The organism is Corynebacterium limaceinasi, from assembly GCF_046717465.1.
Lineage (GTDB): Bacteria > Actinomycetota > Actinomycetes > Mycobacteriales > Mycobacteriaceae > Corynebacterium.
Genome location: NZ_CP177100.1, coordinates 1,296,168 through 1,322,845, shown reverse-complemented (window position 1 = coordinate 1,322,845; position 26,678 = coordinate 1,296,168). Strand labels below are relative to the sequence as shown.

Annotated in this window: 25 protein-coding genes and 1 riboswitch; of the genes, 19 read left to right on the top strand and 6 right to left on the bottom strand. The window is 59.8% G+C overall.

The features are described from left to right. Positions 1–20: 20 nt before the first annotated feature. Genes ACLI1Q_RS06495 through ACLI1Q_RS06485 form a run of 3 tightly spaced genes read left to right on the top strand, consistent with a single transcriptional unit; the run spans position 21 to position 4,741 of the window. On the top strand, positions 21–2,837 hold the full coding sequence (locus tag ACLI1Q_RS06495) for a DEAD/DEAH box helicase (protein ID WP_284849603.1): 2,817 nt from the start codon (positions 21–23) through the stop codon (positions 2,835–2,837). A 35-nt stretch (positions 2,838–2,872) separates the two neighbouring features. After that, positions 2,873–3,994 carry a M24 family metallopeptidase gene (locus tag ACLI1Q_RS06490; protein ID WP_239268107.1) on the top strand — a complete coding sequence of 374 codons (1,122 nt, stop codon included), beginning with the start codon at positions 2,873–2,875 and terminating at the stop codon, positions 3,992–3,994. Continuing rightward, positions 3,995–4,741 (top strand): SDR family oxidoreductase, encoded by a 747-nt coding sequence (locus ACLI1Q_RS06485; RefSeq protein ID WP_284849602.1) that lies wholly within the window; start codon positions 3,995–3,997, stop codon positions 4,739–4,741. Here ACLI1Q_RS06485 and ACLI1Q_RS06480 read toward each other — a convergent pair. After that, entirely contained in the window at positions 4,738–5,550 is an 813-nt protein-coding gene (locus ACLI1Q_RS06480) for a precorrin-3B synthase (protein WP_284849601.1), read from the bottom strand. The two genes, ACLI1Q_RS06485 and ACLI1Q_RS06480, sit on opposite strands and share 4 nt — an antisense overlap. Positions 5,551–5,614: 64 nt before the next feature. Between ACLI1Q_RS06480 and ACLI1Q_RS06475 the strand changes: the two genes are divergently transcribed. Genes ACLI1Q_RS06475 through ACLI1Q_RS06465 form a run of 3 tightly spaced genes read left to right on the top strand, consistent with a single transcriptional unit; the run spans position 5,615 to position 8,649 of the window. Then, positions 5,615–6,217: an FxsA family protein gene (locus tag ACLI1Q_RS06475; protein WP_411696925.1), complete on the top strand. Its 603-nt coding sequence runs from the start codon at positions 5,615–5,617 to the stop codon at positions 6,215–6,217. Next, a complete protein-coding gene (gene lnt, locus ACLI1Q_RS06470) occupies positions 6,218–7,735 on the top strand; it encodes an apolipoprotein N-acyltransferase (RefSeq protein WP_239268099.1) in 1,518 nt (505 codons plus the stop codon). Positions 7,736–7,749: 14 nt separating this feature from the next. Beyond that, complete coding sequence (locus ACLI1Q_RS06465) at positions 7,750–8,649, top strand: polyprenol monophosphomannose synthase (protein WP_239268097.1); 900 nt, start codon at positions 7,750–7,752, stop codon at positions 8,647–8,649. A gap of 77 nt (positions 8,650–8,726) precedes the next feature. Here the strand turns inward: ACLI1Q_RS06465 and ACLI1Q_RS06460 are convergent, their stop codons facing one another. Next, positions 8,727–9,104, bottom strand: a complete 378-nt coding sequence (locus ACLI1Q_RS06460) for an RNA polymerase-binding protein RbpA (RefSeq protein WP_005279221.1) — start codon at positions 9,102–9,104, stop codon at positions 8,727–8,729. Positions 9,105–9,231: 127 nt separating this feature from the next. Here ACLI1Q_RS06460 and ACLI1Q_RS06455 point away from each other — a divergent pair, with 127 nt between their 5' ends. The 4 genes from ACLI1Q_RS06455 (at position 9,232) to ACLI1Q_RS06440 (ending at position 11,987) form a co-directional block, all read left to right on the top strand. Next, positions 9,232–9,573 carry a hypothetical protein gene (locus tag ACLI1Q_RS06455; RefSeq protein ID WP_239268095.1) on the top strand — a complete coding sequence of 114 codons (342 nt, stop codon included), beginning with the start codon at positions 9,232–9,234 and terminating at the stop codon, positions 9,571–9,573. A 3-nt stretch (positions 9,574–9,576) separates the two neighbouring features. After that, positions 9,577–10,278, top strand: coding sequence for a YceI family protein (locus ACLI1Q_RS06450; protein ID WP_239268093.1), 702 nt, complete (start codon positions 9,577–9,579; stop codon positions 10,276–10,278). Between the two features lie 3 nt (positions 10,279–10,281). Beyond that, complete coding sequence (locus ACLI1Q_RS06445; RefSeq protein ID WP_239268091.1) at positions 10,282–10,446, top strand: hypothetical protein; 165 nt, start codon at positions 10,282–10,284, stop codon at positions 10,444–10,446. A 635-nt stretch (positions 10,447–11,081) separates the two neighbouring features. Next, positions 11,082–11,987, top strand: a complete 906-nt coding sequence (locus tag ACLI1Q_RS06440) for a Dyp-type peroxidase (RefSeq protein WP_239268089.1) — start codon at positions 11,082–11,084, stop codon at positions 11,985–11,987. A gap of 5 nt (positions 11,988–11,992) precedes the next feature. Here ACLI1Q_RS06440 and ACLI1Q_RS06435 read toward each other — a convergent pair whose 3' ends face one another. Further along, positions 11,993–13,306, bottom strand: a complete 1,314-nt coding sequence (locus ACLI1Q_RS06435; protein WP_239268087.1) for a class I SAM-dependent methyltransferase — start codon at positions 13,304–13,306, stop codon at positions 11,993–11,995. Between the two features lie 204 nt (positions 13,307–13,510). On the opposite strand from ACLI1Q_RS06435, the gene ACLI1Q_RS06430 reads away from it, so the two are divergent. From ACLI1Q_RS06430 to ACLI1Q_RS06415, 4 genes are all read left to right on the top strand, one after another. Further along, a complete protein-coding gene (locus ACLI1Q_RS06430) occupies positions 13,511–14,863 on the top strand; it encodes an NAD(P)/FAD-dependent oxidoreductase (RefSeq protein WP_284849600.1) in 1,353 nt (450 codons plus the stop codon). A gap of 103 nt (positions 14,864–14,966) precedes the next feature. After that, a riboswitch (TPP riboswitch) is annotated at positions 14,967–15,062 on the top strand. After that, positions 15,050–15,874, top strand: a complete 825-nt coding sequence (gene thiM / locus ACLI1Q_RS06425; protein ID WP_284849599.1) for a hydroxyethylthiazole kinase — start codon at positions 15,050–15,052, stop codon at positions 15,872–15,874. (Overlaps the previous riboswitch by 13 nt.) Next, positions 15,871–16,500 (top strand): thiamine phosphate synthase, encoded by a 630-nt coding sequence (thiE, locus tag ACLI1Q_RS06420; protein WP_284849598.1) that lies wholly within the window; start codon positions 15,871–15,873, stop codon positions 16,498–16,500. The genes thiM and thiE overlap by 4 nt, the downstream gene beginning before the upstream one ends. Continuing rightward, positions 16,493–18,028 (top strand): bifunctional hydroxymethylpyrimidine kinase/phosphomethylpyrimidine kinase, encoded by a 1,536-nt coding sequence (locus ACLI1Q_RS06415; protein WP_284869696.1) that lies wholly within the window; start codon positions 16,493–16,495, stop codon positions 18,026–18,028. The genes thiE and ACLI1Q_RS06415 overlap by 8 nt, the downstream gene beginning before the upstream one ends. A 4-nt stretch (positions 18,029–18,032) precedes the next feature. Here the strand turns inward: ACLI1Q_RS06415 and ACLI1Q_RS06410 are convergent, their stop codons facing one another. Beyond that, positions 18,033–18,635 (bottom strand): class I SAM-dependent methyltransferase, encoded by a 603-nt coding sequence (locus ACLI1Q_RS06410; protein ID WP_284849596.1) that lies wholly within the window; start codon positions 18,633–18,635, stop codon positions 18,033–18,035. Positions 18,636–18,751: 116 nt separating this feature from the next. Between ACLI1Q_RS06410 and corA the strand changes: the two genes are divergently transcribed. Next, positions 18,752–19,825: a magnesium/cobalt transporter CorA gene (corA, locus tag ACLI1Q_RS06405; protein WP_239268075.1), complete on the top strand. Its 1,074-nt coding sequence runs from the start codon at positions 18,752–18,754 to the stop codon at positions 19,823–19,825. A gap of 2 nt (positions 19,826–19,827) precedes the next feature. Here the strand turns inward: corA and ACLI1Q_RS06400 are convergent, their stop codons facing one another. Continuing rightward, positions 19,828–20,283 carry a PaaI family thioesterase gene (locus tag ACLI1Q_RS06400; protein ID WP_239268073.1) on the bottom strand — a complete coding sequence of 152 codons (456 nt, stop codon included), beginning with the start codon at positions 20,281–20,283 and terminating at the stop codon, positions 19,828–19,830. A gap of 59 nt (positions 20,284–20,342) precedes the next feature. On the opposite strand from ACLI1Q_RS06400, the gene gndA reads away from it, so the two are divergent. After that, positions 20,343–21,794, top strand: coding sequence for an NADP-dependent phosphogluconate dehydrogenase (gndA, locus tag ACLI1Q_RS06395; RefSeq protein ID WP_284869698.1), 1,452 nt, complete (start codon positions 20,343–20,345; stop codon positions 21,792–21,794). Between the two features lie 64 nt (positions 21,795–21,858). Here the strand turns inward: gndA and ACLI1Q_RS06390 are convergent, their stop codons facing one another. Continuing rightward, complete coding sequence (locus ACLI1Q_RS06390; RefSeq protein WP_284849594.1) at positions 21,859–23,388, bottom strand: SLC13 family permease; 1,530 nt, start codon at positions 23,386–23,388, stop codon at positions 21,859–21,861. A 229-nt stretch (positions 23,389–23,617) separates the two neighbouring features. Here ACLI1Q_RS06390 and ACLI1Q_RS06385 point away from each other — a divergent pair, with 229 nt between their 5' ends. The 3 genes from ACLI1Q_RS06385 (at position 23,618) to ACLI1Q_RS06375 (ending at position 26,654) form a co-directional block, all read left to right on the top strand. Further along, positions 23,618–24,925, top strand: coding sequence for a DEAD/DEAH box helicase (locus ACLI1Q_RS06385; protein ID WP_284869699.1), 1,308 nt, complete (start codon positions 23,618–23,620; stop codon positions 24,923–24,925). 67 nt (positions 24,926–24,992) lie between these two features. Continuing rightward, positions 24,993–25,805, top strand: coding sequence for a 3-methyladenine DNA glycosylase (locus ACLI1Q_RS06380; protein WP_410756183.1), 813 nt, complete (start codon positions 24,993–24,995; stop codon positions 25,803–25,805). Between the two features lie 48 nt (positions 25,806–25,853). Further along, complete coding sequence (locus ACLI1Q_RS06375) at positions 25,854–26,654, top strand: vWA domain-containing protein (protein WP_284771856.1); 801 nt, start codon at positions 25,854–25,856, stop codon at positions 26,652–26,654. Positions 26,655–26,678: the final 24 nt, after the last annotated feature.

Genomic DNA, 26,678 nt, shown 5'->3' with positions numbered 1-26,678 from the left:
CACGGGTAGCCTTGTGAGATATGACTGAAACTCACCTGGATACCTTTGCCGCCGGCCTCCCATACCCCTTGGATGAGTTCCAGGTGCAGGGGTGTGAGGCGGTAGAAAATGGCCAAGGTGTCCTCGTTTGCGCCCCTACCGGTGCAGGTAAAACCGTCGTTGGCGAGTTCGCCGTTTCTTTGGCCCTAAGCCGCGGCACGAAGTGCTTTTATACCACCCCGATTAAGGCGCTGAGCAACCAGAAATACCACGACCTCGTCGCTGAGCACGGCGAGGATGCCGTTGGTCTGCTGACTGGCGATGTCTCCATTAACGCCGATGCAGAAATCGTGGTGATGACCACTGAGGTGCTGCGGAATATGATCTACGCGGATTCGCCCGCGCTGGATCGGCTTACCCATGTGGTCATGGATGAAATCCACTTCCTTGCAGATGCCTCCCGCGGCGCGGTCTGGGAAGAAGTCATTCTGAACTTGGCGGATCACGTTTCCATCATTGGGTTATCTGCCACCGTGTCCAATTCCGAGGAATTCGGTGAATGGCTCGCTACCGTCCGCGGCGATACCTCGGTCATCGTGACCGAACACCGTCCCGTCCCGCTCGATCAATGGATGATGTTGGGCCGCAAGATTTATCCACTCTTTGAGCCGGAGTCCGGCGGCCAGGTCAATTCCGAGCTAGAACGCCGTATTCAGCGCCTTGAGGCAGGCGATAGCGATGATGGGCGCGCGGACTATAAATCCGGCAAGGGTTTTCGCGCGAGGGCGCGCCACAAGGGCGGCGGGCGCAGCGAATTCCACGGGAAGGCAGGTGGGCGTTCCGGTTCCTCCCGGCCGCAGGATCGCTACCGTCCCTTAGGGCGCCCGGAGGTGCTCAAGGTGCTGCAATCGCAAGATATGCTGCCCGCGATTACCTTTATCTTTTCCCGCGCCGGTTGCGATGGAGCGCTCTATCAGTGCCTGCGCAGCAGGATGGTGCTGACGACGCAAGAAGAAGCAGAAGAGATCAAGGCCATTGTCGATGCCGGCGTTGAGGGCATCCCCGAAGAAGACCTCCAGGTCCTAGATTTCCGGCGGTGGCGCGAAGCGCTCTCCCGCGGCTTTGCCGCCCACCATGCCGGGATGCTGCCGGCATTTCGCCACATCGTAGAAGATCTCTTTGTCCGCGGCTTGGTGCGCGCCGTATTCGCAACAGAGACCCTTGCCTTGGGCATTAATATGCCCGCCCGCACGGTGGTGCTCGAAAAGCTCATTAAGTTCAATGGTGAAGCGCACGTGGACCTCACGCCAGGCCAATACACGCAGCTGACTGGGCGCGCTGGCCGGCGTGGAATCGATACCCTGGGCAACGCGGTCGTGCAGTGGGCACCTGCCATGGATCCGCGTTTTGTCGCCGGTTTGGCATCGACCCGGACGTATCCGCTTATTTCCACGTTTGCGCCAGGCTATAACATGGCCATTAACCTGCTGGGTATGCTTGGTTTTGAGGACTCGCTGCGGCTGCTGGAAAAGTCCTTTGCACAGTTTCAAGCCGATGGCTCCGTGGTGGAAGAAACCCGAGAACTTGAACGAGCGGAGCATCGGGTGCGCGAATTGCGGGAGCAGCTTGACGATGCCGTCGATGCCCTCGCACCACCAGCCAAGGACGGCGAGGATCCCGCCGAGGTGCTCATGGATTATATCCGGTTGCGCCGCGAACTGACGGCGGAAGAAAAACAATCCAAGGTTAATAAGGAACACCAACGCACCCAGGAAGTAGTCGCGGTGCTAGCCCGCCTGCAATTGGGCGATGTCATCGCGCTTGCCGGAAAGAAAAGGCCCACCCTTGCAGCGGTGGTCACCCCGGCCAACCAGACTGAGGATCCACGCCCGTGGGTCACCACGGAATCCGGCTGGTCAGGCCGCATCGATGCCACTGGGATTAATAATCCACCGATTCAGCTGGGCCGCATTAAGATCCCGAAGCCGGTGCGCAAAAACCCGCGGCGCAATACCAAGTACATCCAGGATGTCTTCCGCCGCGAGAAGTTTGACCGCCCGAAACGGATGAAGTCGAAACCACGCCTGCGACCAAATAAGCGGGTGGGCGAGTTGCGCGATGCCATTCGCGAGCACCCTGCGCACGAGTGGCCCGCCACCGATAGGGAGCAGCTAGCCGGCGTGGCGCAGAAGTTGGCGCGGCGCGAGCGCGACCTCGAAAAGCTGCAGGCCAAGGTGAATAAGGCGACCGATACGCTGGGCCGCACCTTTGAACGCATCGTGGATCTGCTCGCGGAGATGGACTATGTCGAGTTCTCTGGTGCGGGCAGCGATCGCACGCCGGTCATCACTGAGGAAGGTGAGCGCCTGGCCAAGATTCATAGCGAATCCGATCTGCTTGTTGCCCAATGCCTGAAGCGCGGCATTTGGGATGAGCTGGATCCAGCGGAATTGGCCGGCGTTGCTTCCCTGTGCTGCTTTGAAAATAGGAAGGCCACTGGGGGCCAGCCGGAGGCGGCAACGGACCGCATGGCCGATGCCATGAATGCGACCTGGCGCATCTATACCGAGCTCAGCGCAGATGAACGCCGCCACCGGCTGTCGCCAACGCGCGAACCCGAAGCCGGCTTTGCACTAGCCATTCACCAGTGGGCGGCGGGTGCGCCCTTGGGCTATTGCATGGCGGCGGCCAATGAGGCGGGCGCGGAGCTTACCCCCGGTGACTTCGTGCGGTGGTGCCGCCAGGTCGTGGACCTACTGCAGCAAATCGCCAAGACTGGCTACGATGGCCAGATCCAGCGCAACGCGCGCCGCGCGATCGATGCCATCCAGCGCGGGGTCGTCACGATCGGGGCCTAAGCTAGCCCAGGCCGCTGGCTAGTAGACTGTGGGGCATGACTACTCAGGCTTTTTCTCCCGAAGTGTATTCGCGTCGGCTCGCGGCCGCGCAAGAAGCAGCCGCCCAGCAGGGCATTGACCTTTTGCTGATTGGCACCGGCCCCGATTTCGCCTACCTGACCGGTTCGTGGGTATCGTCCCACGAGCGCCTGACGGTGCTGGCCGTTCCCCAAAGCGGCACGCCGTGGATTGTCTCGCCGAATACGGATATCACGGATATTAAATCGGCGCCCGTCGGCAAGCTCGACGTTGAGCTGCGCGGGTGGAATGACGGCGATAATCCCTACGAGCTCGCTCTCAAGGGCGCTGCGTCGATCACGAAGGTCGCGCTGGGCCAATCCCTAACGGCGGATCATATCCTGCAGTTCCAGGGGCTCGTATCTGATGCGGACTACGTCCTTGCCACCTACGCGCTGGCAGAGCTGTTTACCCGCAAGGACGAGGCGGAAATCGCGGAGCTGCGCAAAGCCGGTCAGGCCATCGACGCCGTGCACGCCAAGGTCCCCGAGCTCCTGCAGCCCGGCCGCACCGAGGCCGAGGTGGCCCATGAACTGGAAAAGCTCATTCTCGAAGAGCATTCCATCATTGACTTCGTCATCGTGGGCTCCGGCCCGAATGGCGCCAATCCGCACCACAGCTTCTCTGACCGGAAGCTGGCGGCGGGCGAGCCCGTTGTCGTGGATCTCGGCGGTACCTTGCCCTCCGGCTACCACTCCGATTGCACCCGCACCTACGTCGTAGGCGGCGATCTCAGCCAGGCGCCGCAGGACTTCCAGGACGCCTATGCCGTGCTTTACGATGCCCAGGCGGCCGCCCGCGCCGCCGCCAAGCCCGGCAGCACGGCCGAAGAAATCGACGGGGTTGCTAGGAAGGCCATTGCCGATGCCGGTTGGGGCGATAAATTCGTCCACCGCACCGGCCACGGTATTGGTCTCTCGACCCACGAGGAGCCCTTTATCATGGAGGGCAATGACCTAGCGCTGGAAGAGGGCATGGCCTTTTCCATCGAGCCGGGCATTTACCTGGAGGGAAAGTGGGGCATGCGCCTCGAGGATATCGTGGTACTTACCAAGGATGGCTACGAGTCCCTCAACGTCGTCGAACGCGAAGTGCGCTAAGTGGCTGGCGTACTGATCCTGGGCGGGCGCAGCGATATCGGCGGCGAAATCGCCCAGCGCGTGGCCCGCGGCAACGACATCGTCCTCGCCGCGCGCGGGACCCACGGGCTTGAGGAGATTACCTCCCGGTTAGAGGCCGCTGGTGCGCGCAGCGTCCACCAGCTTTCCTTTGACGCGGAGGACTTTTCCCAGCACCGCCAGATCTTTGCCGAGGCCAAGGAACGCGTCCGCGCGATTGAACTTACCGTGGTCGCCTTTGGCATTCTGGGGGATCAAGATAGGGCGGACACCGATCCTGCCCACGCGGCACAGATCGCCACCATCGACTACACCGCCCAGGTCTCCGTACTCACGGTGGCGGCTCAGTCGATGCCGCGCGGCCACATCGTGGCCTTTTCTTCCATCGCTGGGTGGCGGGCGCGGCGCGCCAATTATGTCTACGGTTCCACCAAAGCCGGGCTGGATGCCTTTTGCCAGGGCCTTGCGGACAGGCTGCACGGCAGCGGGCTTGGCCTGATTACCGCGCGCCCAGGGTTCGTCATCGGGTCCATGACCCAAGGAATGAAACCGGCCCCACTATCGGTGCGGCCAGGCGATGTCGCCGATGCCGTCGTCGCCTGCATAGATAACGATGACCGCCGCGGTCAGGCGCGCAGCCACACCCTGTGGATCCCAAGGGCGCTACAAGCCTTGGCATGGGTCATGCGGTTGGTGCCCCGACCCATCTGGCGGCACATGCCGCGCTAGTCGGCCTCGCCTTCCCGCAATAGGGGCGAGTTGATGTCGAAGATGAATCCGCGCGGGGCGAGCACGCGGAGGACGACCTCGGCATCGCCCTCCGCGATGTCGTGAAAGACTAAGCCACCCCACGGGGTGACCGTGATGTTCACCTCGAGCTGGCCGATAAGCTGCGCGAACTGCGCCGGGATGGCGCCTTGGTAGACCCCCGCGCCAAGGTCGACCACGCCTTCTGCCTGGTGCTCGTCCAACCAGCCAATGGGCCCAGGTTCTGCGTTAAGCTCCGCGTCACTTGTCACACCGCCCTTCGTCTCGGTGTTTTGTGCACCGAGGCGTTGGAGGTGGGCTGCGGCATCGGCAAGCGAGAGACCCGCGGTAGGGCTGTCGGCGGCGGGGGACTGGGTGATATTCAAGGTGGCATCGTCAAGCAGCCGCATGTTGACCTGCGTGGCAGAAGCCGGGAGATCGTCGTCGGTAGCGGTAATTGCGAGCGATTCCAAGCCGGGCTGTTCGGTATTCAGGTGCGTGGCCAGCTCGCGCGCGGCCTGCTTCGTCGGGGCAGAAAGGGGAGAGGCCAGCATAGGAATGTGGAAGCTCTGCAGCTCCAATTCATCCAGCTCCGCCGCCAGCTGCGCCTTGTCTGTAACTCCCCGCAACTCGATGGCGGAATTGGGGCGAATATAAACGCTGCCATCGGCCCAATGCGCCGCGCAATAACCCAAATGGATCCAATCATTGGGGCTGGTAAACCCGCCTACAACGTGTAGGCGCAGGCAAGTGCCGGACTCGGGGTGCTGGAAAAATTCGGGGTAATGCATAGCTTGCCAGTGTAGCCTGAGTGTTGCCAGCACATCGTCAGCATTGCTCGTTAAACTGGAAGCTATGCCGATTTTATATCTCGTCCTCTATATGCTGGCGGAAACCTTAGCGTTTTGGGCCGTCGCTGAGTGGATTGGCGTCTTTTGGGCGCTCATTGCCCTGTTCATCACGATGTTCTTTGGCATGTCCATCGCCGGCATTGAGGTGCGTCGGCTGATGGGTAAACAGGTAGAGCAGGCCGGTGACGGGACCTACTACGTGCGCGATGACAACGTAGGTAAAACCGCCGGCAACGTGGGCTTAACCTTGGCCGGTGGCATGTTGCTGTCCCTGCCCGGGTTCTTGACCAGTTTTCTGGGGCTCCTGCTCATCTTCGCCCCAACGCGGTCGCTGTTTCGAAAGTTTATGGCCGTATCCATCTACCGCAAAGTGGAGAAGATGGGTGTGCGCATTTACGAGGCATCGCCCATGGCGCAACAGCACGATAGCTATGGCAACTTTGGTTCCTTTGGGCAGGCCTCGGGGCAATCCTTTGGTCAGGCCTCGGGTCAGAGCGATTCCCACGAGGTAATCGATGAGGAAGGGCTGCGCAACTGGTCCGAGAACCTGGACCCTGATGACTTCGGTCCCCGCGGCGGCGATGATAATTCGCAGGGTGGAAAATAGGTGGCGGTATTTTTCGCCCGCCTGGTCATAGCGGGTATTTCTGGTGCGCTGACCTTTACCGCCGTTGAGCCTCGCGGCTGGTGGTGGGGCGCGATTATAGGCATCGCCCTGCTGTATGTGAGCCTGATGCCGTGGCGTGGGCGACAGGTGCGCGGGGCTACAGGTGCCCTCTTGGCGGTAACGCACGGCTTGGTCTTGTACCTGCTGAGCCTGCCGTGGATTGGCGAGTTGGTAGGGACCGTGCCCTATGCGGCGCTTTCTATCTGGCTTTCGGTCTATGCCATCCTTTTAGGCATCTTTGGGGCCGCGGTGGCGCGATGGCGATATGGATTTCTGGTCTTTCCCTTCGTATACCTCGCCGTTGAGGTCCTGCGTTCCTCTGTGCCCTTTGGCGGTTTCCCTTGGGTCAAACTGGCGTGGGGGCAAATTGAAGGGCCCTTAGCCAACCTAGCCCCGTGGGGTGGGACCTCGATGATCACGGTGGCAACGGCATTGTGCGCCTGCGGTCTGGCCGGCTTGTTGCTGCGCGGCGGGCGGGTAAAGATAGCCGCTGGCGCCGCGCTTATTCTCCCGCTCATTGCGGGACTCGCGGCTGGGCGCGGCATCGATCCCGCAGATACCAAGGTGGGCGATACCAAGGTGGCCGCGATCCAAGGCAACGTTCCGCGCAGTGGTTTGGATTTCGCCGGGCAACGGCGGGCGGTGCTGAATAACCACGTCCAAGAAACGGAGAAGCTAGCCCGCCGCGAAGACGATATAGATCTGGTGATCTGGCCGGAAAACTCTTCCGATATCGATCCTTTCCGTGACGGCGAGGCGGCCCAGGCCATTAGCGGGGCCGTCGATGCCATTGACGCTCCAGTGCTGGTTGGCACCGCCACCCGCGATGAGGTGGGCGCGCGCAATACCATGCAAGTCTTTACTCCCGGCCACGGCGTGGGCGACCATCACTATAAGAAGTACCTGCAGCCATTCGGTGAGACCATGCCTATGCGGGACTTCTTCGCGCATTTTTCGGACTACGTCGACCTTGCCGGGGATTTTAAGGCAGGGGATGGGCCTGGTGTGGTCTCCATGAATTCCGTCGCGGTAGGTGTGGCGACCTGTTATGAGGTCTCCTTCGATAACGCCTTCCACGAATCCATCAAAAACGGCGCGCAGATTCTCACGACGCCTACCAATAACGCCACGTTCGGCTTTTCCGATATGACGTACCAGCAACTGGCCATGAGCAGGCTGCGCGCGCTCGAAACCGACCGCGCCGTCGTGGTCGCAGCCACCTCTGGGGTCTCGGCACTCGTTCACCCAGACGGCAGCGTAAGCCAATCCTCGGAGCTCTTTGAGCCCGCGGCACTGGTAGAAAGCCTGCCGCTGAAAACCGGTGAAACATTTTCGGTGCGCTACGGTTCGCTCATGCAGTGGCTGATGGTTATTATTGGTACCGTCTGCGCACTCATTGCTGTGCGTACCAACCGATTGGGTCGTACACCTCGCGGTGTCGGCGCTAAAGAAAAGTAGGAGCATTAATTACTGTGAGCACTCTTGATTCTGCGACGCTGGTTATCATCCCAACGTATAACGAGATTGAAAATCTTCCCTTGATTACCGGCCGCGTCCGCGAGGCGCTGCCAGAGGTTCACATCCTCGTTGTGGATGATAATTCCCCCGACGGCACCGGCGAGAAGGCCGATGCTTTCGCAGCAGAAGATGACCACATTCACGTGTTGCACCGCGAGGGCAAGGGCGGCCTCTTGGGCGCTTATATCGCCGGCTTCGAGTGGGGCTTGGAGCGCGATTACCAGGTCCTTTGTGAAATGGATGCTGATGGCTCCCACGCCCCAGAGCAGCTGCATCTGCTGCTGGAGGAGATTGACAACGGCGCGGACCTCGTCATCGGCTCCCGCTATGTGCCAGGCGGCGAGACCGTCAACTGGCCGGCATCTCGCGAATACCTGTCCCGCTTGGGCAACCTGTACATCTCCTTCGCGCTTGGAACCGACCTGTCCGATATGACCGCCGGCTACCGCGCTTTCCGCCGCGAGCTGTTGGAAGACATCGACTTTGACGAGCTGTCCAAGGCCGGCTACATCTTCCAGGTGGACTTGGCCTTCCGCGCGGTCAAGGCTGGATACGATATCCGCGAGGTACCCATCACCTTCACCGAGCGCGAGTACGGCGAATCCAAGCTGGATGGTTCCTTTGTCAAGGATTCCCTCTTCGAGGTAACCAAGTGGGGCGTGGCCCACCGCGCGGAGCAGGTGAAGGATTTTGCCGGCGAGGTGTCCAAGCTGGCGGACCACGAGGTCAAATACGGCTCCGTTCACAATGCCGGCCAGAAGGCCCGCAACGGTGTGGGCTGGGCCACCAACTTGGCCAATGAGCTGGGATACTTGGTCAAGCACCAGGTGGGCCAGCTGACTAAGAAGAAGTAATCTAAGCAGCAGAAAGCCCGTACCCCGTGCCAATATGGCAGCCGGGGTACGGGCTTTAATTAATACCGCTTGAGCCTTTAAGACTTCTTCTGCTGTTCCTGCTCCTTGAGGAGGCGAGCAGCGGTCCGACGGCGGGAGCGCAGGTGGTTAATGCGCTCTTCCAAAAGCTCATCGAGCTCCTCGATGGAGCGACGCTCCCGCAGCATATCCCAGTGGGTGCGCGGTGGCTTGATGGGCTTAGCTTCCACGCCTTCGCCCTCTACGAGGTGGCCCAGTTTGCCATTCTTGCACATCCATTCTTCAGGGATTTCTGCCTCATGTGCAAAGGGCACCTCATAAATCTCACCATCATCCGTGCGGTATTTCACCATCTGACGCGGTGCGAGGTCGTGGTCGCGGTCAGTTTCGTAGCTGACTGCACCCATACGGCTGCCACGGAGTACGCGATCTGCCATGCAACATCATCCTTTTCAAAGAGATCCCTGATTGACGGCGATAGTTTCGCCTAAGAGCTATTTATTATAACGAACACCCAGGCGGTATTGTTCCCAGCCCGCCGTTTAATGGACTAAAGTGTATCGAGTGATCCGTACAGCTAGTCGTGAAAGCAATGTCGGTTCCTGCCAATGGTGTGGAAAGGATATTGACCAAGGCGGTAGGGGACGACCACGTAAGTTTTGCAGCGCCTCGTGCAAACAGCGTGCCTATGAACAAAGAAACAATGTCAGTGGCACGGATATTCCTGCCGATGCAGTAATCTTAAGCCCAGATAAAGTGCAAGGTTTGCGCGACGGCCTTTTTGAATTGCGGTGTTCCGCAGAAGACATTAATACCGCCGCGGAAGAAGGCGCGAGCGCGGAAGAGCTTTCCAGTCTGTGTGAGGAGCTTGTTTCGCTGGCTCGGCGTTTAGAAGGACTTCGATAGTAGATGAAAAAGCTTTTTTATAACCGGAAACTCGTTGTTTCCATTTTCGTGGTTTTAATCCTCGTGCTTACCGCCGTAGCGATCGGCCCGATTGTGTACTCGCTTTTCAAAAGCGGCGGCGTCAAGACGGAGCCCGTGACTGCCGATGGCGCCAAGGCAGCCTCAACGCCGCTCGACGGTTCCTGGTCAGTGGCCAAGGGTCGCGCCGATAACCACACCTCGGTGGGCTTTACCTTCGACGAGGTTCTGCCTGCGGAGAGGACGTCCACCTCCGGATCGACCACGGAGGTCACCGGTCAGGCGGAGATTTCCGATTCCACGCTGGAATCCGCCACCATCACGGTGAATATGGATGCCCTCACCACGGACAAGAAGGTCCGCGACCAAAACATGAAGTCCAAGCTCTTTAAGACCTCAGACTTCCCAGAGTCTTCCTTCACGCTTACCAAGCCCGCCTCGCTTGCCGATGTCCCCGAAGACGGCACCATCGGCTCCGTCAAGCTCACCGGTGACCTTACGATCAAGGACAAGACGCAGGAAATCACCCATGAGTTCGATGTTCTGCGTGACGGTGATGATATCGTCATTGGCGGCGACGTTCCGATTAACCGCCTGGACTACAACGTGGAGACGCCTGACATGCTGGCGGCTAAGGTCGCCGAGGACGGCGAGATCAACCTGCGCATCTCCTTAAACAAGGACTAAACCGTGAATTCTCGACGCTTAATTTCCGCCCTGTGGGTCCGCCTCGTAGTCGTCATAGTTTTCTCGATTTTCGTCGCGGTCCAGCAGATGTGGATTGTCACTGCGGTTGCAGCATTGCTGGCGGTATTAACCATCTGGCAGCTATGGAGCACCTATAAAAACCAATAGAGGACCAAGGCTTCACCCCTTTGATTAACGTCACTGTGACTAAATGCCAGGGTATAAGTGTCCCTGGCGCAGCGGCAGGAAAGTCCAGCTATCGGCACCCGCACGCACAATCGGGCGTTTGGGCCGTTGGGACTGTTCGCTAGACACCCCAGGCAAGCCCAGGCGGATTCGAAAGGCTGGCTCGCTTCAGGTATTCCAAAGGCGTCTCGGCAAAGTCTGGGCCAACTTATCCGCGGAACCTTCAAGCCTTAGCACGCCGCATCCAAAACAAGCGGGGCGGTCAACGCTCCGGACCGAACCGCGAACACGGCAGTCAGCATCGCACGCAATCCATACACGCTCAAGCCGCCCCAGCTTAACCTGCAGAACTCCATAATTGTCCGATAATGTACATTATGTCATTTTAGATCCGTGGAAGTCCCTCCCATCGTGCCGAGGCCCGTCAAATAAGAATGTTCAAGCCACTCACAGCGCAAAATGTTCCAAATTGACAAATAGTGCCCTCCAAAAGCCCTAAATTGGCCCACTATTTGTCAAAACGCATCAAAGCATCCACATCCCGCCCGAACCCAAGCACCCAAGCACCACATACACCAAACGTGCAACGCCCAAGGCCAACACATATGCTGGAGCTCATGACTATTCAACGCGTTGTTAAAAAGCCTTCCCGCGCCGCCCTGTTCCTGGTCTTGGATATTGCGGAAGGCGGCGAGCAAGCCACTCGGGACATGCTCTCCGCTTTTAGCGATACCTTCAAGTCCGTCAATTTCCGCCACAATGAGGGCGAGCTGTATACGGTCGTCGGCATCGGCGCGTCCATGTGGCCGCGCCTTACCAGCGCTCCCCGCCCGGACAAGCTCAAGGAGTTCGAGGCGCTCGAGGGCACTTACAAGGCACCTTCCACGCCCGGCGATATCCTGCTGCATTTCCGCGCGAATACCTATGACCTCTGCCACGAGATGGCGCGCCAGGTCCTGCGCCAGCTGGGCGATGCCGCCACCGTCATCGATGAGACCCAGGGCTTCAAGTACTTGGACCAGCGCGACCTCCTAGGCTTTGTGGATGGCACCGCCAATCCCCTCCCCGAGGAAGCTCTAGAGACAGTGCTGCTTGCCGATGACGCCGATTATCCCCGCGGCTCCTACGTCACCGTGCAAAAGTACACCCATGACCTCAATAAATGGAGCGGCATCAGCACCGAAGAGCAAGAACGCGTTATCGGGCGCACCAAGGCCGATGACGTGGAGCTCGATGAGGATACGCAGCCCTCCAATTCCCACGTGGCCCTCAATGACCTTGAGGAAGATATCTACCGCGAGAATATGGTTTTCGGTTCCTTTGCCGCAGGTGAGATGGGCACGTACTTCATCGGCTATGCCAAAGACCCAGAAGATATCAACGAGCGTTTGCGCAATATGTTTATCGGCGATCCGGAAGGCAATTACGACCGGATCCTGGACTTCTCCACGGCCCTGACCGGTACGAACTTTTTCGTCCCGAGCGTTGACTTGCTAGACGAATTCGACGAGCTTCCGCAATAAAAATCCTAACGCCGCCCGCCGCGATTGCGGTGGGTTAGGCCAAATTGGACGGAGTCTATCATCCCTAGGGTCATGAGCGCCTCGCGAAGTGCGAATTGGAAGGTCCATAACCTGCGGAAAACCGGATCAAAGCCGGCAGCGGCGGCCTCGCGCAGGTGCCCATCGAAAAAGGAACGTTGTTGACGCAGGGACTCAATATAGTGGCTACCCACGTGCGTTTCGGACACGATGCGCAGGTGAGAGTTCTTATCCACGAGCCGGTGCACATCCATGGTCAGCGGGTAGTCGAGGCCGGGCCAGATATAGGCCCGCATGGCTTGCAGGGAAGCTCGTGCCGCGTCCGACATGGATTCGGTGGCCACGGTGGATTGAAAAGCCGCCCGCCCGTTTGCGGTAAGGAAGCGATCGAGGACCCGGATATAGGCCTTGCGCTCTCGCGGGCTTAATTGCTCGAACTTTTCCACGCTGATAATCGCGTCGTAGTGCCCGCGCCACTGTTTGGGGCTCGGAACGGAATCCGGAATCCGCTCTACGTGGATAGAGTCTTCCGTTCCGGCAAAGACAAGCGCCTCGCGCATCTGGGTAATTTGTTCAACATCGCTGGTCAGGACGTCTACTGTGGCGCGGCGCTTGGTAGCGCGTATCGCGGCCTGCATTCCGGCCGCGGGATAGACCAGAAGGTGGGTACCGGCGCCGGTGCGGGTGGCATCGAGAAGCCAATCTGCCGCCCTGCGCTGCGCCTCCCCCAAGTCATCTCGGTCCACGTTGGTGGGCTCGCTGACGGTGGTGACATCGACAAAGTGGCTCTTCGGCTCCCTGCCGCCGGCTTTCGGGCTAAAGCTTTCGACCGTTTCCCGGATCGTCGTCGGCACGCCGCTGGAGAAAACCCCGCCGACGTGGCTCAACCCATCGCCGGCATAGAGGCGCACCAGATCGAGCGGCAGCTCCCCTGGCTCAGAATCGCGGACGCTTAGTCCCTGCGGCTTTGGGAGGTATCCCACCTGTAGGAGCTTGCCCAAAACCTTTACCAATTGGGCGGAGGATTCGACGGTCCACTCGCCTGCCATGTAGCTTTCGGCAAAGCCTAACCATCCGGTAGCGGCGATCCGCTCGAAGAGCGCATCGTGGCCTACCTTCAAATCGGGGCCGCCCGCCGCATCGAGTTCGAGCTCCAAGCCGGCATTATCGCAGGCCTTGGCAAATTCCGCCTCGGCCCGGCGGGATTTTAGAGTCGCCCAGCGCTGCGATGGCACGGTCGCGATATTGGGCCATGCCTCCGCGTCGATGGAGCGTAAATGCTCGGGGGTGGAAAAACTCATGGTTTGGGGAGCGCTCCTGGGTGCAAGGGGTCACGGTGTGGGCTAATTTTAGCCAGTTTCTGAGCGGTTTCGGTCAAGACGCTCCGCAGGAAAGGAAACCCGAAACGCATGTAAATGGGTATCAAGTATGCACGTTATGTGACGAGCGTTTACACTATACGGGTACTTAAATTAAGCTTTCTCGAGGAAGGTCGCATTAATTCCATGACTGATACCCCTTATCGTCCAAACGGAAGCCGTCACCACGTTGTCGTGGTTGGCGGTGGATTCGGCGGTCTTAACACTGTGAAGAAGTTGAAGAACGCCGATGTTGAGATCACCCTCATCGATAAGAAGAACCACCACCTGTTCCAGCCGATGCTCTACCAGGTGGCAACCGGCATGATTTCCGCAGGTGAGGTTGCTCCCTCAACCCGCCAGCTCCTGCGCAACCAGGATAATGTGGACTTTGTCAACGGCAACGTAACCGACATTAACTTGGAAGACCAGACGGTTACGGCCGAGCTCGATGATTTTTCGCGCACCTACTCCTATGACTCTCTCGTCGTCGCCGCTGGTTCCAGCCAGTCGTACTTTGGCAATGACCACTTTGCGGAGTTTGCACCTGGCATGAAGACCTTGGATGATGCCTTGGAGCTGCGTTCCCGCATCATTTCGGCCTTCGAAAAAGCTGAGCTTACCGATGACCCCGCTGAGCGCGAGCGCCTCCTCACCTTCATCATCGTTGGCGCCGGCCCGACCGGTGTGGAGCTCACCGGCCAGATTGCTGAGTTGGCTAACCGCACGCTTAGCGATGTCTACTCCACCTACGGCACCTCCGCCGCTAAGATTTACCTGCTGGACGGCGCGCCACAGGTACTCCCACCGTTTGGCAAGCGCCTGGGCCGCCGTGCCCAGCGCACCCTGGAGAAGGAAGGCGTCAATGTTCGCCTGAACGCCATGGTGACCGATGTCAACGAAAACTCCGTGACCTACAAGAACATGAAGACCGACGAAGAGGTCACCCTGGAGGGCGCAACCAAGATCTGGTCCGCCGGTGTTGCTGCTTCCCCGCTGGGCAAGATGGTCGCTGACCAGGCCGGCGTCGAGGCTGACCGCGCCGGCCGCGTGTCCGTCAACGATGACATGACCGTTGGTGACTTCAACAACGTCTACATCATCGGTGACATGATGTCCCTGAACCGCCTGCCGGGCTTGGCACAGGTGGCCATCCAGGGCGGCGAGCACGTCGCCAAGCTCATCGAGACCAAGGTGGACGAGGAGTCCACCGCCGATGAAAAGGAACCTTTCGAGTACTTCGACAAGGGCTCCATGGCCATCGTGACTCGCTTCAATGCCGTCGTGAAGCTGGGCAAGACCGAGTTCTCCGGCTTCCCAGGCTGGTTGGCTTGGTTGGCACTGCACTTGACCTACGTCGTTGGCCTGCGCAGCCGCTTGGCCGTATTGGTCAACTGGGCAGCTAATATCCTCTCCCGCAACCGAGGCAACCTGGAAATTACTACCCAGCAGCGCATTGCCCGCAACCTCATCGACGAGGCAGAAGAAGAAAAGAACTAAACTTTCTTCGGCACCGGCCGCCGGCCCACTCCCCTCCTGCGGGGCTGTGGGCGGCGGCTTTTGCGGTTTTCGTTCCTATTTTCCCATTTTTGTTAGGCTTGGACATTACAACATGGGGTGCCACGCACCGTGGCTGAGAAAAACCCATCGAACCTGCACTTAGTTAGAACTAGCGAAGGGATTGTTGTGGACTTATCATTTCTGCGTGCCCACGATGCGGTGCGCGAAACCGCTCCACTTATTCAGTGCTTGACCAATAAGGTCGTCAGCAATATCTCTGCCAATGCACTATTGGCTATCGGTGCCAGCCCAGCCATGGTCGATACTCCGGAAGAGTCGCAAGAATTTGCGAAGATCGCCAGCGGCGTGCTCATCAATTGCGGCACGCCGAATTCCGAGCAATACTCAGGCATGCGTGAGGCAATCGCCGGTGCGACCGCGGCCGGAACCCCGTGGGTCCTTGACCCCGTCGGTGCGGGCGGGCTGGAAAAGCGCACCGAGTTCATGCATGAAGTCTTGCCGCAGGGCCCGACTGCGATTCGCGGCAACGCCTCCGAAATCATCGCCTTGGCTGGAACCGGAGCCGGCGGGCGCGGCGTGGAATCCACCGATGGCGTGGAGGCCGCGCTGGAACCAGCACTCAAACTTTCCCGCGAAACTGAGGCCGTCATCGGCGTATCTGGCCCCACGGATCTCATCGTGCAGGCTGGCGAAACGCCGCGTGCGGTAAGCCTCGAGTCTGGGCACCCGATGCTGCAAAACGTCATCGGAACGGGGTGTTCGATAGGCGCCATCTGCGCGGCTTACCTGGCAGCGTGGGAGGATCCATTCGCGGCTATCATCGCCGCGCATGCGCATGTCGGGGCCGCGGGCAGCGTTGCCGCGGAGAAATCTATTGCGCCTGGCTCCTTTGCGGTTGCTTGGCTCGATGCGCTGCATGAGCTCACCACTGATGCCATCGAAGAGCGCATCTCTGCCTCCGAGGTCGCGGACGTTGCGGGGCTAGCATGAACATCGATTGGACGCTGTATCTCATCACCGACCCAGACCTCGCCGGCGGGCGGGACCAGGTCGTTCCCATCGTGCAAGAGGCGGTGCGTGGCGGGGCGACCGTCGTGCAATTGCGCGATAAAGATGCCAGCGACGAGGAGGTCGAGGCTACCGCCCGCGAGCTTCTGGAGGTCTTGGGCGACGTCCCGCTCTTTATCAATGACCGCGCCGAGGTCGCGGCCAGGGTAGGCTGCCACCTGCACATTGGCCAAGACGATATGGACTTATCCCAAGCCCGTGCTCTGCTCGGTCCCGATAAGCTCATCGGGCTTTCGGTGGGAACGCAGCAGGAATTGGACGCCATCGATCCGCAGCAAGCCCCCGACGTCATTGGCATTGGCCCGGTTCACTCGACAGCGACCAAGAAGAATGCACCCGCGGGAATCGGCGCTGAGGCCGCCAGGCGCCTTGCCACCGCGGCGCGCGAACGCGGCCTCGAGTCCGTCGCCATCGGCGGCATCAAGGCACACAATGCCCACGAACTTTCCGGAAGCGAATTCGCAGGGATTTGCGTGGTCAGCGACATCATGGCTGCCGATGACCCGGCAGCCGCAGCACACAACCTAAAGGAGGCCTACCGTGGCTAAAGGAACCTATCCCCGTATTCTTTCGATTGCTGGAACCGATCCCACAGGCGGAGCCGGCATCCAGGCCGATCTGAAGTCCATCGCCGCCGCGGGCGGGTATGGAATGAGCGTGGTCACCGCGCTGGTGGCCCAGAATACCCAGGGCGTGCGCAGCGTCCACGTCCCGCCGCTGGATTTCCTCCAGGAGCAGCTTGATTCGGTCCGCGAGGACGTAGACATCGACGCCATCAAGATCGGCATGCTTGCCGATGCCAACATCACCGACCTCGTGGCCACCTTCCTCGACCACATTGACCCGTCCGTCCCTGTGGTCTTGGACCCGGTTATGGTGGCCACCAGCGGCGACCGCCTCTTGGCCCCCGAGGCGGAAAAGGCGGTGCGCGATCTGTGCTCCCGCGCTGATGTCATCACGCCCAACCTCAAGGAGCTGGCCGTACTCACGCAGACGGAGGAAGCCAAGGATTTGGACCACGCCATCGAAGTGGCGCAGGCATGGGCTGCGGAGGCGGATACTGCGGTCATCGTCAAGGGCGGGCACCTTGACTCGGCGATTGCAGATAATGCAGTGGTCACCCCAGATGGAAAGGTGCACCGCGTGGAATCGGCTCGAGTGCAGACCAAGAATACCCATGGCACGGGCTGCTCCCTCTCCTCTGCCCTCGCAACGCGGCTCGGTGCCGGCGATGATGCCGCAACCGCCCTCGAATGGTCGACGGATTGGCTGCACGAGGCGATTGCCAATGCGGATGCGCTGGCCGTCGGCAAGGGCAGCGGGCCGGTAGACCACCTGCACCGCTCGCAACGCTTGATGCGGGCGGCGTCCTCGGTACCGCTTCCTCACCTGGCTGGGCCTTTGGACGAGGTAGAAAATCCAGACCAGCCGCGGGTTGCGGCCGCTGGCCCGTACACGCAGCGCCTGTGGAATATCGCGGCGGAACACTGGGAGGAGGTAAAGGCACTCCCCTTTATTCAGAAGCTGGGTTCCGGTGCACTCGCCAACGATGCTTTCAGCTTCTACCTCGATCAGGATTCGCAATACTTGGCGGCCTACTCCAAGGCCCTGGCTCGCCTCGCCAGCCAAGCGCCGGATACCGCACAGCAATTGCACTGGGCGCAAGGCGCCTATGAGTGCCTCGCGGAGGAGGCTGAGCTGCACCGCGGGTGGTTGAAGGATTCTGCTACTACCACGCCATCGCGGGTCACTAGCGCCTACACGGATTTCCTCATCCGCTCTACGCATACGGACGACTACGCCGTCGGCATCGCGGCCGTACTTCCCTGCTACTGGCTGTATGCAGAGGTGGGCTTGCACCTGGCGGAATTCGACTCGCCCGATCACCCCTACCATGCCTGGTTGGAGGTCTACGGCGGCGAAGATTTCCTCGCCGGGGTGCGCGAGAGCATCAAGATTGTGGAGGAAACCCTGGAGAAGGCGGATGAGGCCACTCGGACCCGCGCCGAGCGCGCCTTTATCAGCGCCAGCATCCACGAGGTCGATTTCTTCGACCAAGCGGACCGGCGCTTTTAAGGCCTTAGGCCAAGAGGTCCGCACCAGGCCTAGATAGCACGGCGACCAAGAAGGTGGAATGCTCCGAAAATAGCTTCATGTCCCAGGAAGAAAACGTGAAGTCAATGCGGTAGCCCACCTTCTGCGCCATATCGAGGAAGTCCTGGAAGTCCCATCCGCGGCCTTCCCCAAAGCCGGTGACGAAGCGCCCGCCGGGGGTCAGCGAGTTAAAAATATTTCGCAGGGCTTTCTCGCGGCCGTCCACGGCCAAAAAGCCCATGACGTTTCCCGCAGAAACGGCGAGGTCAAAGGGGCCTTCGGGAACCTCTTCCGTGCACAGGTCCCCAACGAACCACTCGCCGTCGGGGAAGTCATGTTCGGCATGCTCGATCAAAATGGGGTCCACGTCAATGCCCACCACGCTGTGACCGCGGCGCAGCAATTCCCCACCGACGCGGCCGGTTCCACAACCGGCGTCGAGGATGGTGGAATTGCGCTCCACCATGGCATCGACAAGCCGGGCCTCCCCATGAATGTCTTTGCCCTGCGCCTCCAGCATCTTCCATTTGCGGGCGAAATTATGGGAGTGGGCGGGATTGGCTTCGGTAACTTCTTTCCACGTAGGCATAGATTCGATTATATTACTCACCGTCGGTGTAAGCTTTACCCGCTGCGTAAAACGTGGACCGTTTTACTACTTGATTGCGTTACTATCCGCACTACCGTGCAAAGGAGGCTGAAACGATGCCGTCCGTACCCACGCCCTTTAGGGGCCGAAAGAAATCCACGCCTCCTAGTCAGCCCTCCTTCCCACCGGTTCCCGCGGAGCGCGCCATTGAGCACTGCCGCGTCTTCGTCGATGGTGAGGCCCTACCCGGCGAGTATTCCGCACATTCCGCCCTGGAAACCGTGGCGGAATATGGCCGCGGGTTTGTCTGGGTTGGCCTGCATGAGCCTTATGAATCTCAGATGACGAAGATCGCCTCACAATTTGGCATCCACGAGCTCATCGTGGAAGACGCCGTTATGGCCCACCAGCGCCCTAAGCTAGAGCGCTACGATGACCAGCTTTTTGTGGTGGCCCGCTCGGTGAATTACCGCGACCACGATGAGGTGCAAGATAAGCGCCAGATCATTTCGACGGGCGAAATCCAGATGATCATGGGCTCTAACTTCATCATTACCGTCCGCCACGGTGCAAAGCTGCCTAACTTGGCGTACACAGTCGAAGACGAGCAGGACTTGGTGGAGCTCGGCCCCGTCGCCATGGCCTGGAAGATCCTGGACATGATGGTGGACCGCTACTCCGAGGTCGCCCGCCTGATTAGCGATGAAGTCGATGAACTCGAAGAGGAAATCTTTACCCCTAACCTCAAATTCGACGTCGACCGCATTTATATGTTCAAGCGCGAAGTCTTGGAGATGAAGCACGCCATTTACCCGCTCTCTGCGGCATTAAAGGCGATGGTCTCGGATCACAAGGATCTCATCTCTAAGCAGATCCGGTCATACCTGCGCGATGTCTACGACCACGAGCTCGTGGTCAATGACTTGGTGGCCAGCTTCGATGAACGCTTGACCTCGCTTATTGATGCCTCTGTGGCCAAGGTCACTATGCAGCAAAACTCCGATATGCGCACGATCTCCGCCGTCGTCGGTATGTGGGCAGCGCCGACGCTAGTCGCCGGAATTTACGGCATGAACTTCGATATCATGCCGGAGCTGCACTGGGCCTTTGGCTATCCCATGGCAATAATCATCATGGTGGCTGTCGTCGGCGGCCTGTGGGCGTGGTTCCGGAAAAACCACTGGCTCTAGCCCTAGCTTCGTTCAGCCAGAATCATGGTGCGCAGCGTGGTGCGTGCAATGAGTGTGTCTCCTTGGCGCATTTCTACGCTCCACACGTGGGTGCGCGTGCCCAATTGAATGGGGGTGGCCACGGCTTCTAGCTCGCCCTCCCCCGTCGCCCTGATGAAGTCCGTGGAGTTATTGACCCCCATCGCTGGGGCATCGGCAGCCGCGACGCTGGCAAGGGAGGCCACCGTTTCCGCGATGGTGCAATATAGCCCGCCATTGGCCACGCCCCACGGCTGGTGATGCTGTGGAGTCACGGTAAGGCGCGCGCGGGCCTCGGATGGGCCCACGCGGTCGAAGGTAAGGCCGATGAACTCAGCAAGCCCGCCGTTGACCGAATTTAGTTCCTCCAGCTCTTCCTCGTTGAGCAGGCGCGTGTGCGCGGTATGAAGTAAGTCATTGAGTATCTGGGTATCTGACATAGTCTTTAAGCTTAGCCGCCAGCGCGGCGAAAGCGCGGCGGTGACGTAGGATAGGCACCATGACTGAAAAGAACGAACTCGCGCACATTGGTGTTGTCGGCCTGGCGGTAATGGGCTCTAACCTCGCCCGCAACTTTGCCCGCAATGGCAATACCGTCGCCGTCTATAATCGCAGCCCGGAAAAGACCCACGCCCTCATTGAGGCCCACGGCGACGAAGGAAACTTTATCCCTTCCGAATCCATCGCGGATTTCGTCGCTTCCCTGGAGCGCCCCCGCAAGGCCATCATCATGGTGCAGGCGGGCAAGGCCACCGATGCGGTCATTGATCAGCTTGCCGATGCCATGGATGACGGCGATATCATCATCGATGGCGGCAACGCGCTGTTTACGGATACCATTCGCCGCGAAAAGGAAGTGGCCGAGCGCGGCAAGCACTTCGTAGGCGCGGGCATTTCCGGCGGCGAGGAAGGCGCCCTGAATGGCCCGTCCATCATGCCCGGTGGGCCTGCTGAGTCCTGGGAGACCTTAGGCCCCATCCTGGAGTCCATCGCCGCCGAGGTAGATGGCACCCCGTGCGTGACCCACATCGGCCCGGATGGCGCCGGCCACTTTGTCAAAATGGTCCACAATGGCATCGAGTACGCTGATATGCAGGTCATCGGCGAGGCCTACCAGCTGCTGCGCTACGGCGCGGGTCTGGAGCCGGCCGAAATCGCGGAGATTTTCAAGGAATGGAACTCCGGCGACCTGGATTCCTATCTCATTGAGATTACCGCCGAGGTACTCGCCCAGAAGGATCCGGACACGGGCGCCCCGCTTGTCGATGTCATCTTGGACGCCGCCGGCCAGAAAGGTACCGGCCGCTGGACCGCGATCAATGGCCTCGAATTGGGCGTGCCGATTACCGGCATTGCCGAGTCCGTCTTTGCCCGCGCACTGTCTTCTTCTAGCCAGCAGCGCGCCGCCGCGCAGGAGGGCCAGCTTCCGGCAGGCACGAACGCGGACTTCGACATCGACAAGGATGCCTTCATCGAAGACGTTCGCCGCGCCCTCTATGCCGCCAAGCTCATCGCCTACTCCCAGGGCTTCGATGAGATCAAGGCCGGTTCAGCCGAATTCGGCTGGGATGTCGATCCGCGCGATCTGGCCACCATCTGGCGCGGCGGCTGCATCATCCGCGCCAAGTTCTTAGACCGCATCCGCGAGGCATTTGATAATAATCCAGAACTTCCCGCCCTCATCCTGGATCCCTACTTCAAGGGCGAGCTGGAAGACCTCATCGAACCGTGGCGCCGCGTCGTCGTCGCGGCAAGCCAGATGGGCCTGCCCGCCCCGGTCTTTGCCTCTTCGCTGTCCTACTACGATAGCCTGCGCGCCACGCGCCTGCCCGCCGCCCTTATTCAGGGCCAGCGCGATTTCTTTGGTGCACACACCTTCAAGCGCACCGATAAGCCCGGCACCTTCCACGTCGAGTGGTCCGGCGACCGCAGCCTGACGCAGGTGGACTAAGTACTGCAAATAAAAAGGGGAGGACCTGCACGGTGCAGGTCCTCCCCTTTTTTAGTACCTGGTGTTAGACCAAGCCGAGCCACGACCAATAGGTGGCAGACAGCAGCAGGATAAGCAGGTACCCGACGATGGTCAGCGGGATACCAGAACGAAGGAATTGCTTGGTGCTAAAGGCACCGGTGCCATAGGCCAGCATGTTCTGCGGCGCCGAGACGGGCAGCAAGAATCCGAAGCAGATGACGAACTGCTGGATGACCACGAAGCCGATGCCGCCGTTGGGAACATCCAGCGTGGCGGCCAAGGCAATAAAGACCGGGATGAGCGCGGAGGCCAGCGACGTAGCCGAGGCAAAGCCCAAGTGGATCAGGATATTAAACAGCGATACCAGCGCAATCGTTGCGAGAATCGGCAGCGAGTCTAGGCCCATTAACCCAAAGGTCTTTTCTGAAAGCCACGTTGCGGCGCCCGTATCCAGCAGGAACGAGCCGAGGGAAATGCCGATGGCAAAGACGATGAGGGTACCCCAGCTCACGGACTTTTGTGCCTCTGGCCAGGTAAATACGCCGATCTTGGGCAGCAGCATCAAGGCGACGGCCACCGCGGTAATGACGGCCGAGCTAATCGGGTGCAGTAGTCCCTCCGTGGCCCAGAAAAAGAGCAGGAGGAGGGAAAACCCGATAAGCCTTTTCTCTTCCGGTGAGGTGGGCCCGAGGTCCTCTAGCTGCTTGGCGATGAGCTCCTTTCCTCCCTCAATGCGTTCCGTTTCCGGTTTGATGACGGCGCGCATGATGAAGTACAGCGCAACGGACATCAGGATGGACCAGGGTGCGGCCCAGATAAACCACTGCCCCCAGGAGACCGACTGCCCCATTTGATCCTCAATAAATCCCACCGCCACGAGGTTTTGGGCGGCTGCGGTTTTAATGCCCACGTTCCAGATCGATACGGCCTGCGCTGCGGTAATGACGAGTAAGGCGCCCAACTTCGACTCATAGGATAGGCCGAAGGCGGCCACCATACCGAGCAAGATGGGCACCACGGCGCCCGCACGCGCGGTGGCAGAGGGAACGAAGAAGGCCAAGATGATGGCGATCGCGATGGCGCCGATAACGATGTGGGAGGTCTTCTCCCCCGCGATCTTCAGCACGTACAGCGCAATCCGTTTATGCAGGCCCGTAGCCTGCATCGCTCCGGCCAAGATTAGCGCCGCGGCCACAAGCGCTACCGCAGACGAGGAAAATCCTGCCATCGCGACCTTGAGGGCGTTGGAGGTGCCGTAGATACCATCGGATTCTGGATCCGGCCCGAGCCCCAAAAGTAGGGAGATAAGGCCGACGATCAGCAAGGCGCTCACCGGATAGCTCACGGCCTCGGTCACCCACATGATCACCGCAAAGGCCAGCATGCCTAGGGCCACTTTAGCGGGCCAGTCGAGTCCCGGAATCGGGATAAGTAAGACGACCGCTAGGGCCAGGAAGGCCAGCGCGAACCACACGGCATCAAGGTGAAATTTCTCCTTCTTCGTGGGTTCTGTAGATTCCTGCGGCGAGGAGTGGGAAGAAGAACTGGCTGCGGTTGCTTGTGCTTGAGCCATGGAGACGACTCCTTAACAGTTCGGTGTGGCCCTTGGAGGGGGGCCGGTGAGTGGAGGAATAAATCTTGCGTGCTTCCCAGCACCACCTTCCACGTTAGGTAATAACCAGTGAAATACCTAAAGTAGGGACCTATTTTTGCTATGGGATTTCTCACTTGTACGGTGGTCCACCAATCGTGCGCTGCCCGATGCAGGATTTTGCGCACCCACCGGTTAGAATTGCCCAACGATGACTACTTTTGCCGAACTCGGCTTACCTCAGCGCGTGGTTCACGTTCTACACAACCAAGGAATCACGGAAGCATTTCCCATCCAAGCCGCAGCCATCCCGGATGTACTCGCAGGCAAAGACGTACTTGGCCGCGGGCCTACCGGTTCCGGAAAGACCTTTACCTTTGGGCTTCCCACATTGGCCCGATTGGCTGGCTCGGGCGCCTCTACCCCGGGCCAGCCCCGCGCGGTCGTGCTCGCCCCCACCCGCGAGTTAGCGACGCAGATCCAGCAACGCCTCGATGAACCCGCCGCCGCATTAGGGCTGCGCGTTCTCGCGGTGGTCGGCGGCGTCAATATCAACCACCACATCCGCTCTCTGGCGCGTCCAGTGGACCTCTTAGTCGCCACACCTGGTCGCGCTCAGGATCTCATCGCACAAGGCAAGTTGTCCTTTGACAAGGTACAGATCACTACCTTGGATGAGGCAGACCAGATGGCCGATATGGGGTTTCTTCCCCAGGTGCGCAAGCTTTTAAACTACACCCCACCCACCGGTCAGCGGCTGCTTTTTTCTGCGACCCTCGATGGGGATGTTAATAAGCTGGTCGAGCAATTCCTGCACGATCCCGTGATCCACTCCACTGCTCCAGTTGCCGCAGCGGTGGATTCGATGTCGCACCACCTGTTTTTCGTGGGTGATCGCCCCGCTCGCAACGAGGTGGTTATGCGCATCGCCGCGCGCGCAGGCAAGACCATCATGTTCATGCGTACCAAGCACGGCGTGGATAGGCAGGTGAAAAAGCTTCGGCGTGCCGGCATTAACGCTTATCCACTGCACGGGGATAAGGGCCAGGGCGCGCGCACCCGCGCCATTTCTGGCTTTGCCGATGGCTCCATTCCAGTCCTGGTTGCCACCGATATCGCGGCGCGCGGCATCGATATTGCAGACGTTTCACTCGTCGTCCACGTGGATCCGCCTGCAGAACACAAGGCCTACCTCCACCGCGCAGGGCGTACTGCGCGCGGCGGTGCAACAGGCACGGTGGTTACCTTGGTCACCGATGAACAGCGCTCAGAGGTAGCTACCCTCATCAAGAAGGCCGGTGTGAGCGCTACCGAACACGATATTTCCCACCGCGAAAATCCGGCCGGTGCTCCTGAGCTGCGCACGGTCACCGGTGCCCGCAAGCCGCACGGCCCGGCCCTTCCACCGCCGGGCCAAGACGGGTCTAACGGCGCGAGCCAGCAACAAAAGAATCAACCCCCACGCCAACAAAAGCGGCAGGTTGGTGGAGCCAGGAGGGGTAAGGGGCGGCGTCGCTAAGCGCTAGCACAATAGAAAGGAGGATTCGCGCGTGCAGGTTTTATCTACCGCTGACTGGACAACCCGCATGAATGAGCACGAGCGTAGGGCGGCGGACCGCCTGGAGAGGTTTCGCCATCCGGGCAGCTATCATCCCGTATTTGATTTCCTCTTTGAGTACTACCCTGTCCGCCCATCGCACCTAAAGCGCTGGCACCCGGGCATCGACACGGCGCTCAAGGGTAACGCGCCGCAGGCTAGCTGGCGCGATTACCACGAGACTGCGGACGGCATCACCGTGGACGTGGAATCCTATATGCAACGGCGCGGAAGTTCGATTGACTATATCTTGGATCTGCTGCGGCGCTCTGCCACCAACCCGGTGCACTTTGATTGCTTTGGTCTGCATGAATGGGCGATGGTTTACCACACCGATTCCCCACGCCATGATCTCCCGCTGCGCTTAGGCGCAGAAGGAACCAACCGCGTCGTTGATACTCATTCCCTAAAGTGCTCGCATTATGATGCGTTCCGTTTCTTTACTCTGCCGGCGCGCCCGCTCAATCTGACGGTGCTCCACCGTGAGGATCAACCTGCCAATGACCAAGCAGGCTGCGTGCACGTGACCATGGACCTTTATAAATGGGCGTGGAAGCTCGGCCCCCTGGTCCCAGGTGATCTCTTCCTCGATTGCCTGGATCTGGCTATCGATGCCCGCATCCTTGACATGGAGGCCTCCCCGTACGATTGCCGTAATTGGGGCCTTGGGGTAGTTCCTATTGAAACACCAGAGGGCAAGGCGACGTATGTCAACCGTCAACGGGGCCTCGCGCAGCGAGCGCAACCGCTGCGCGAGCGGCTTGTCGCAGTAATGGAAAGGGCTTATTGCCAGTTACACTAGATTAAACGCATCATGCGCTGGCTCGGGAGTTTTGGAGAAAGGCACTACATGGCACGGCACTCAAACGGGGAAAACAGATTCGCACTAGCTGGCTGGGTTATCGCGGTTATCATCATCGCAATCCTTGCCGTCATCGCACCGTTGATTTTCCTGTTGCGCGCTGGGGATGACTCTGGAGAGCCTACGGCCGCAGAAACCGCGTCCCAATCCCCTGTGGAAAGCAGCCCAGGAGTCTCCTCCTCCGCTCCGAGTACGCCGGACGACGGCGAAGAGGCTTCGGGCTCGGCTTCCTCTTCCACCGTGGAGATGGCCCCCAATACTCTCCTGCTCGTTGATACTTCTGCGAATATGACCGCGATGTTTGATGCAACGCAACAGGCGCTATCTGGCACCGCGGAAAAATTGAGTGACAACAATAGCCAGGTAGCCTTGTGGAACTATTCGTCCCCCATTTCGGAGGCCGCGTCGGTGGGTTACCGCGATAACCTCGGATTCGGCAATGGCGCTGCGGTTCCGGATACGCTCGCGGCATTCGGCACCGGTGGGGTGCCGCAATCGCGCAGCGCCACAATTGCCGCGCTGAACACCGCTGCGGATCAGGCCGCCGGTACCAACCGGAAGGCACGGGTGCTCCTCGTGACAACGGGCACCGAGCTCGATATGGACGATGCCCAGTTTGCCGCCGCTCTTGACGGCGCGAAGTCAGACAACGTAGAGCTATCCGTCGTCCACGTGGGCCCAGGGGCTATCGATGAACAGCTAAAGAACGCCGCTGACAACTTCACTAGCGTCGATGCGGGTACGCAGGAGGACCTCAACGCCGCGATGGATAAGGCCGCTGGGGTTTAAACAAAAAAGTTCTCCCTCCACCCC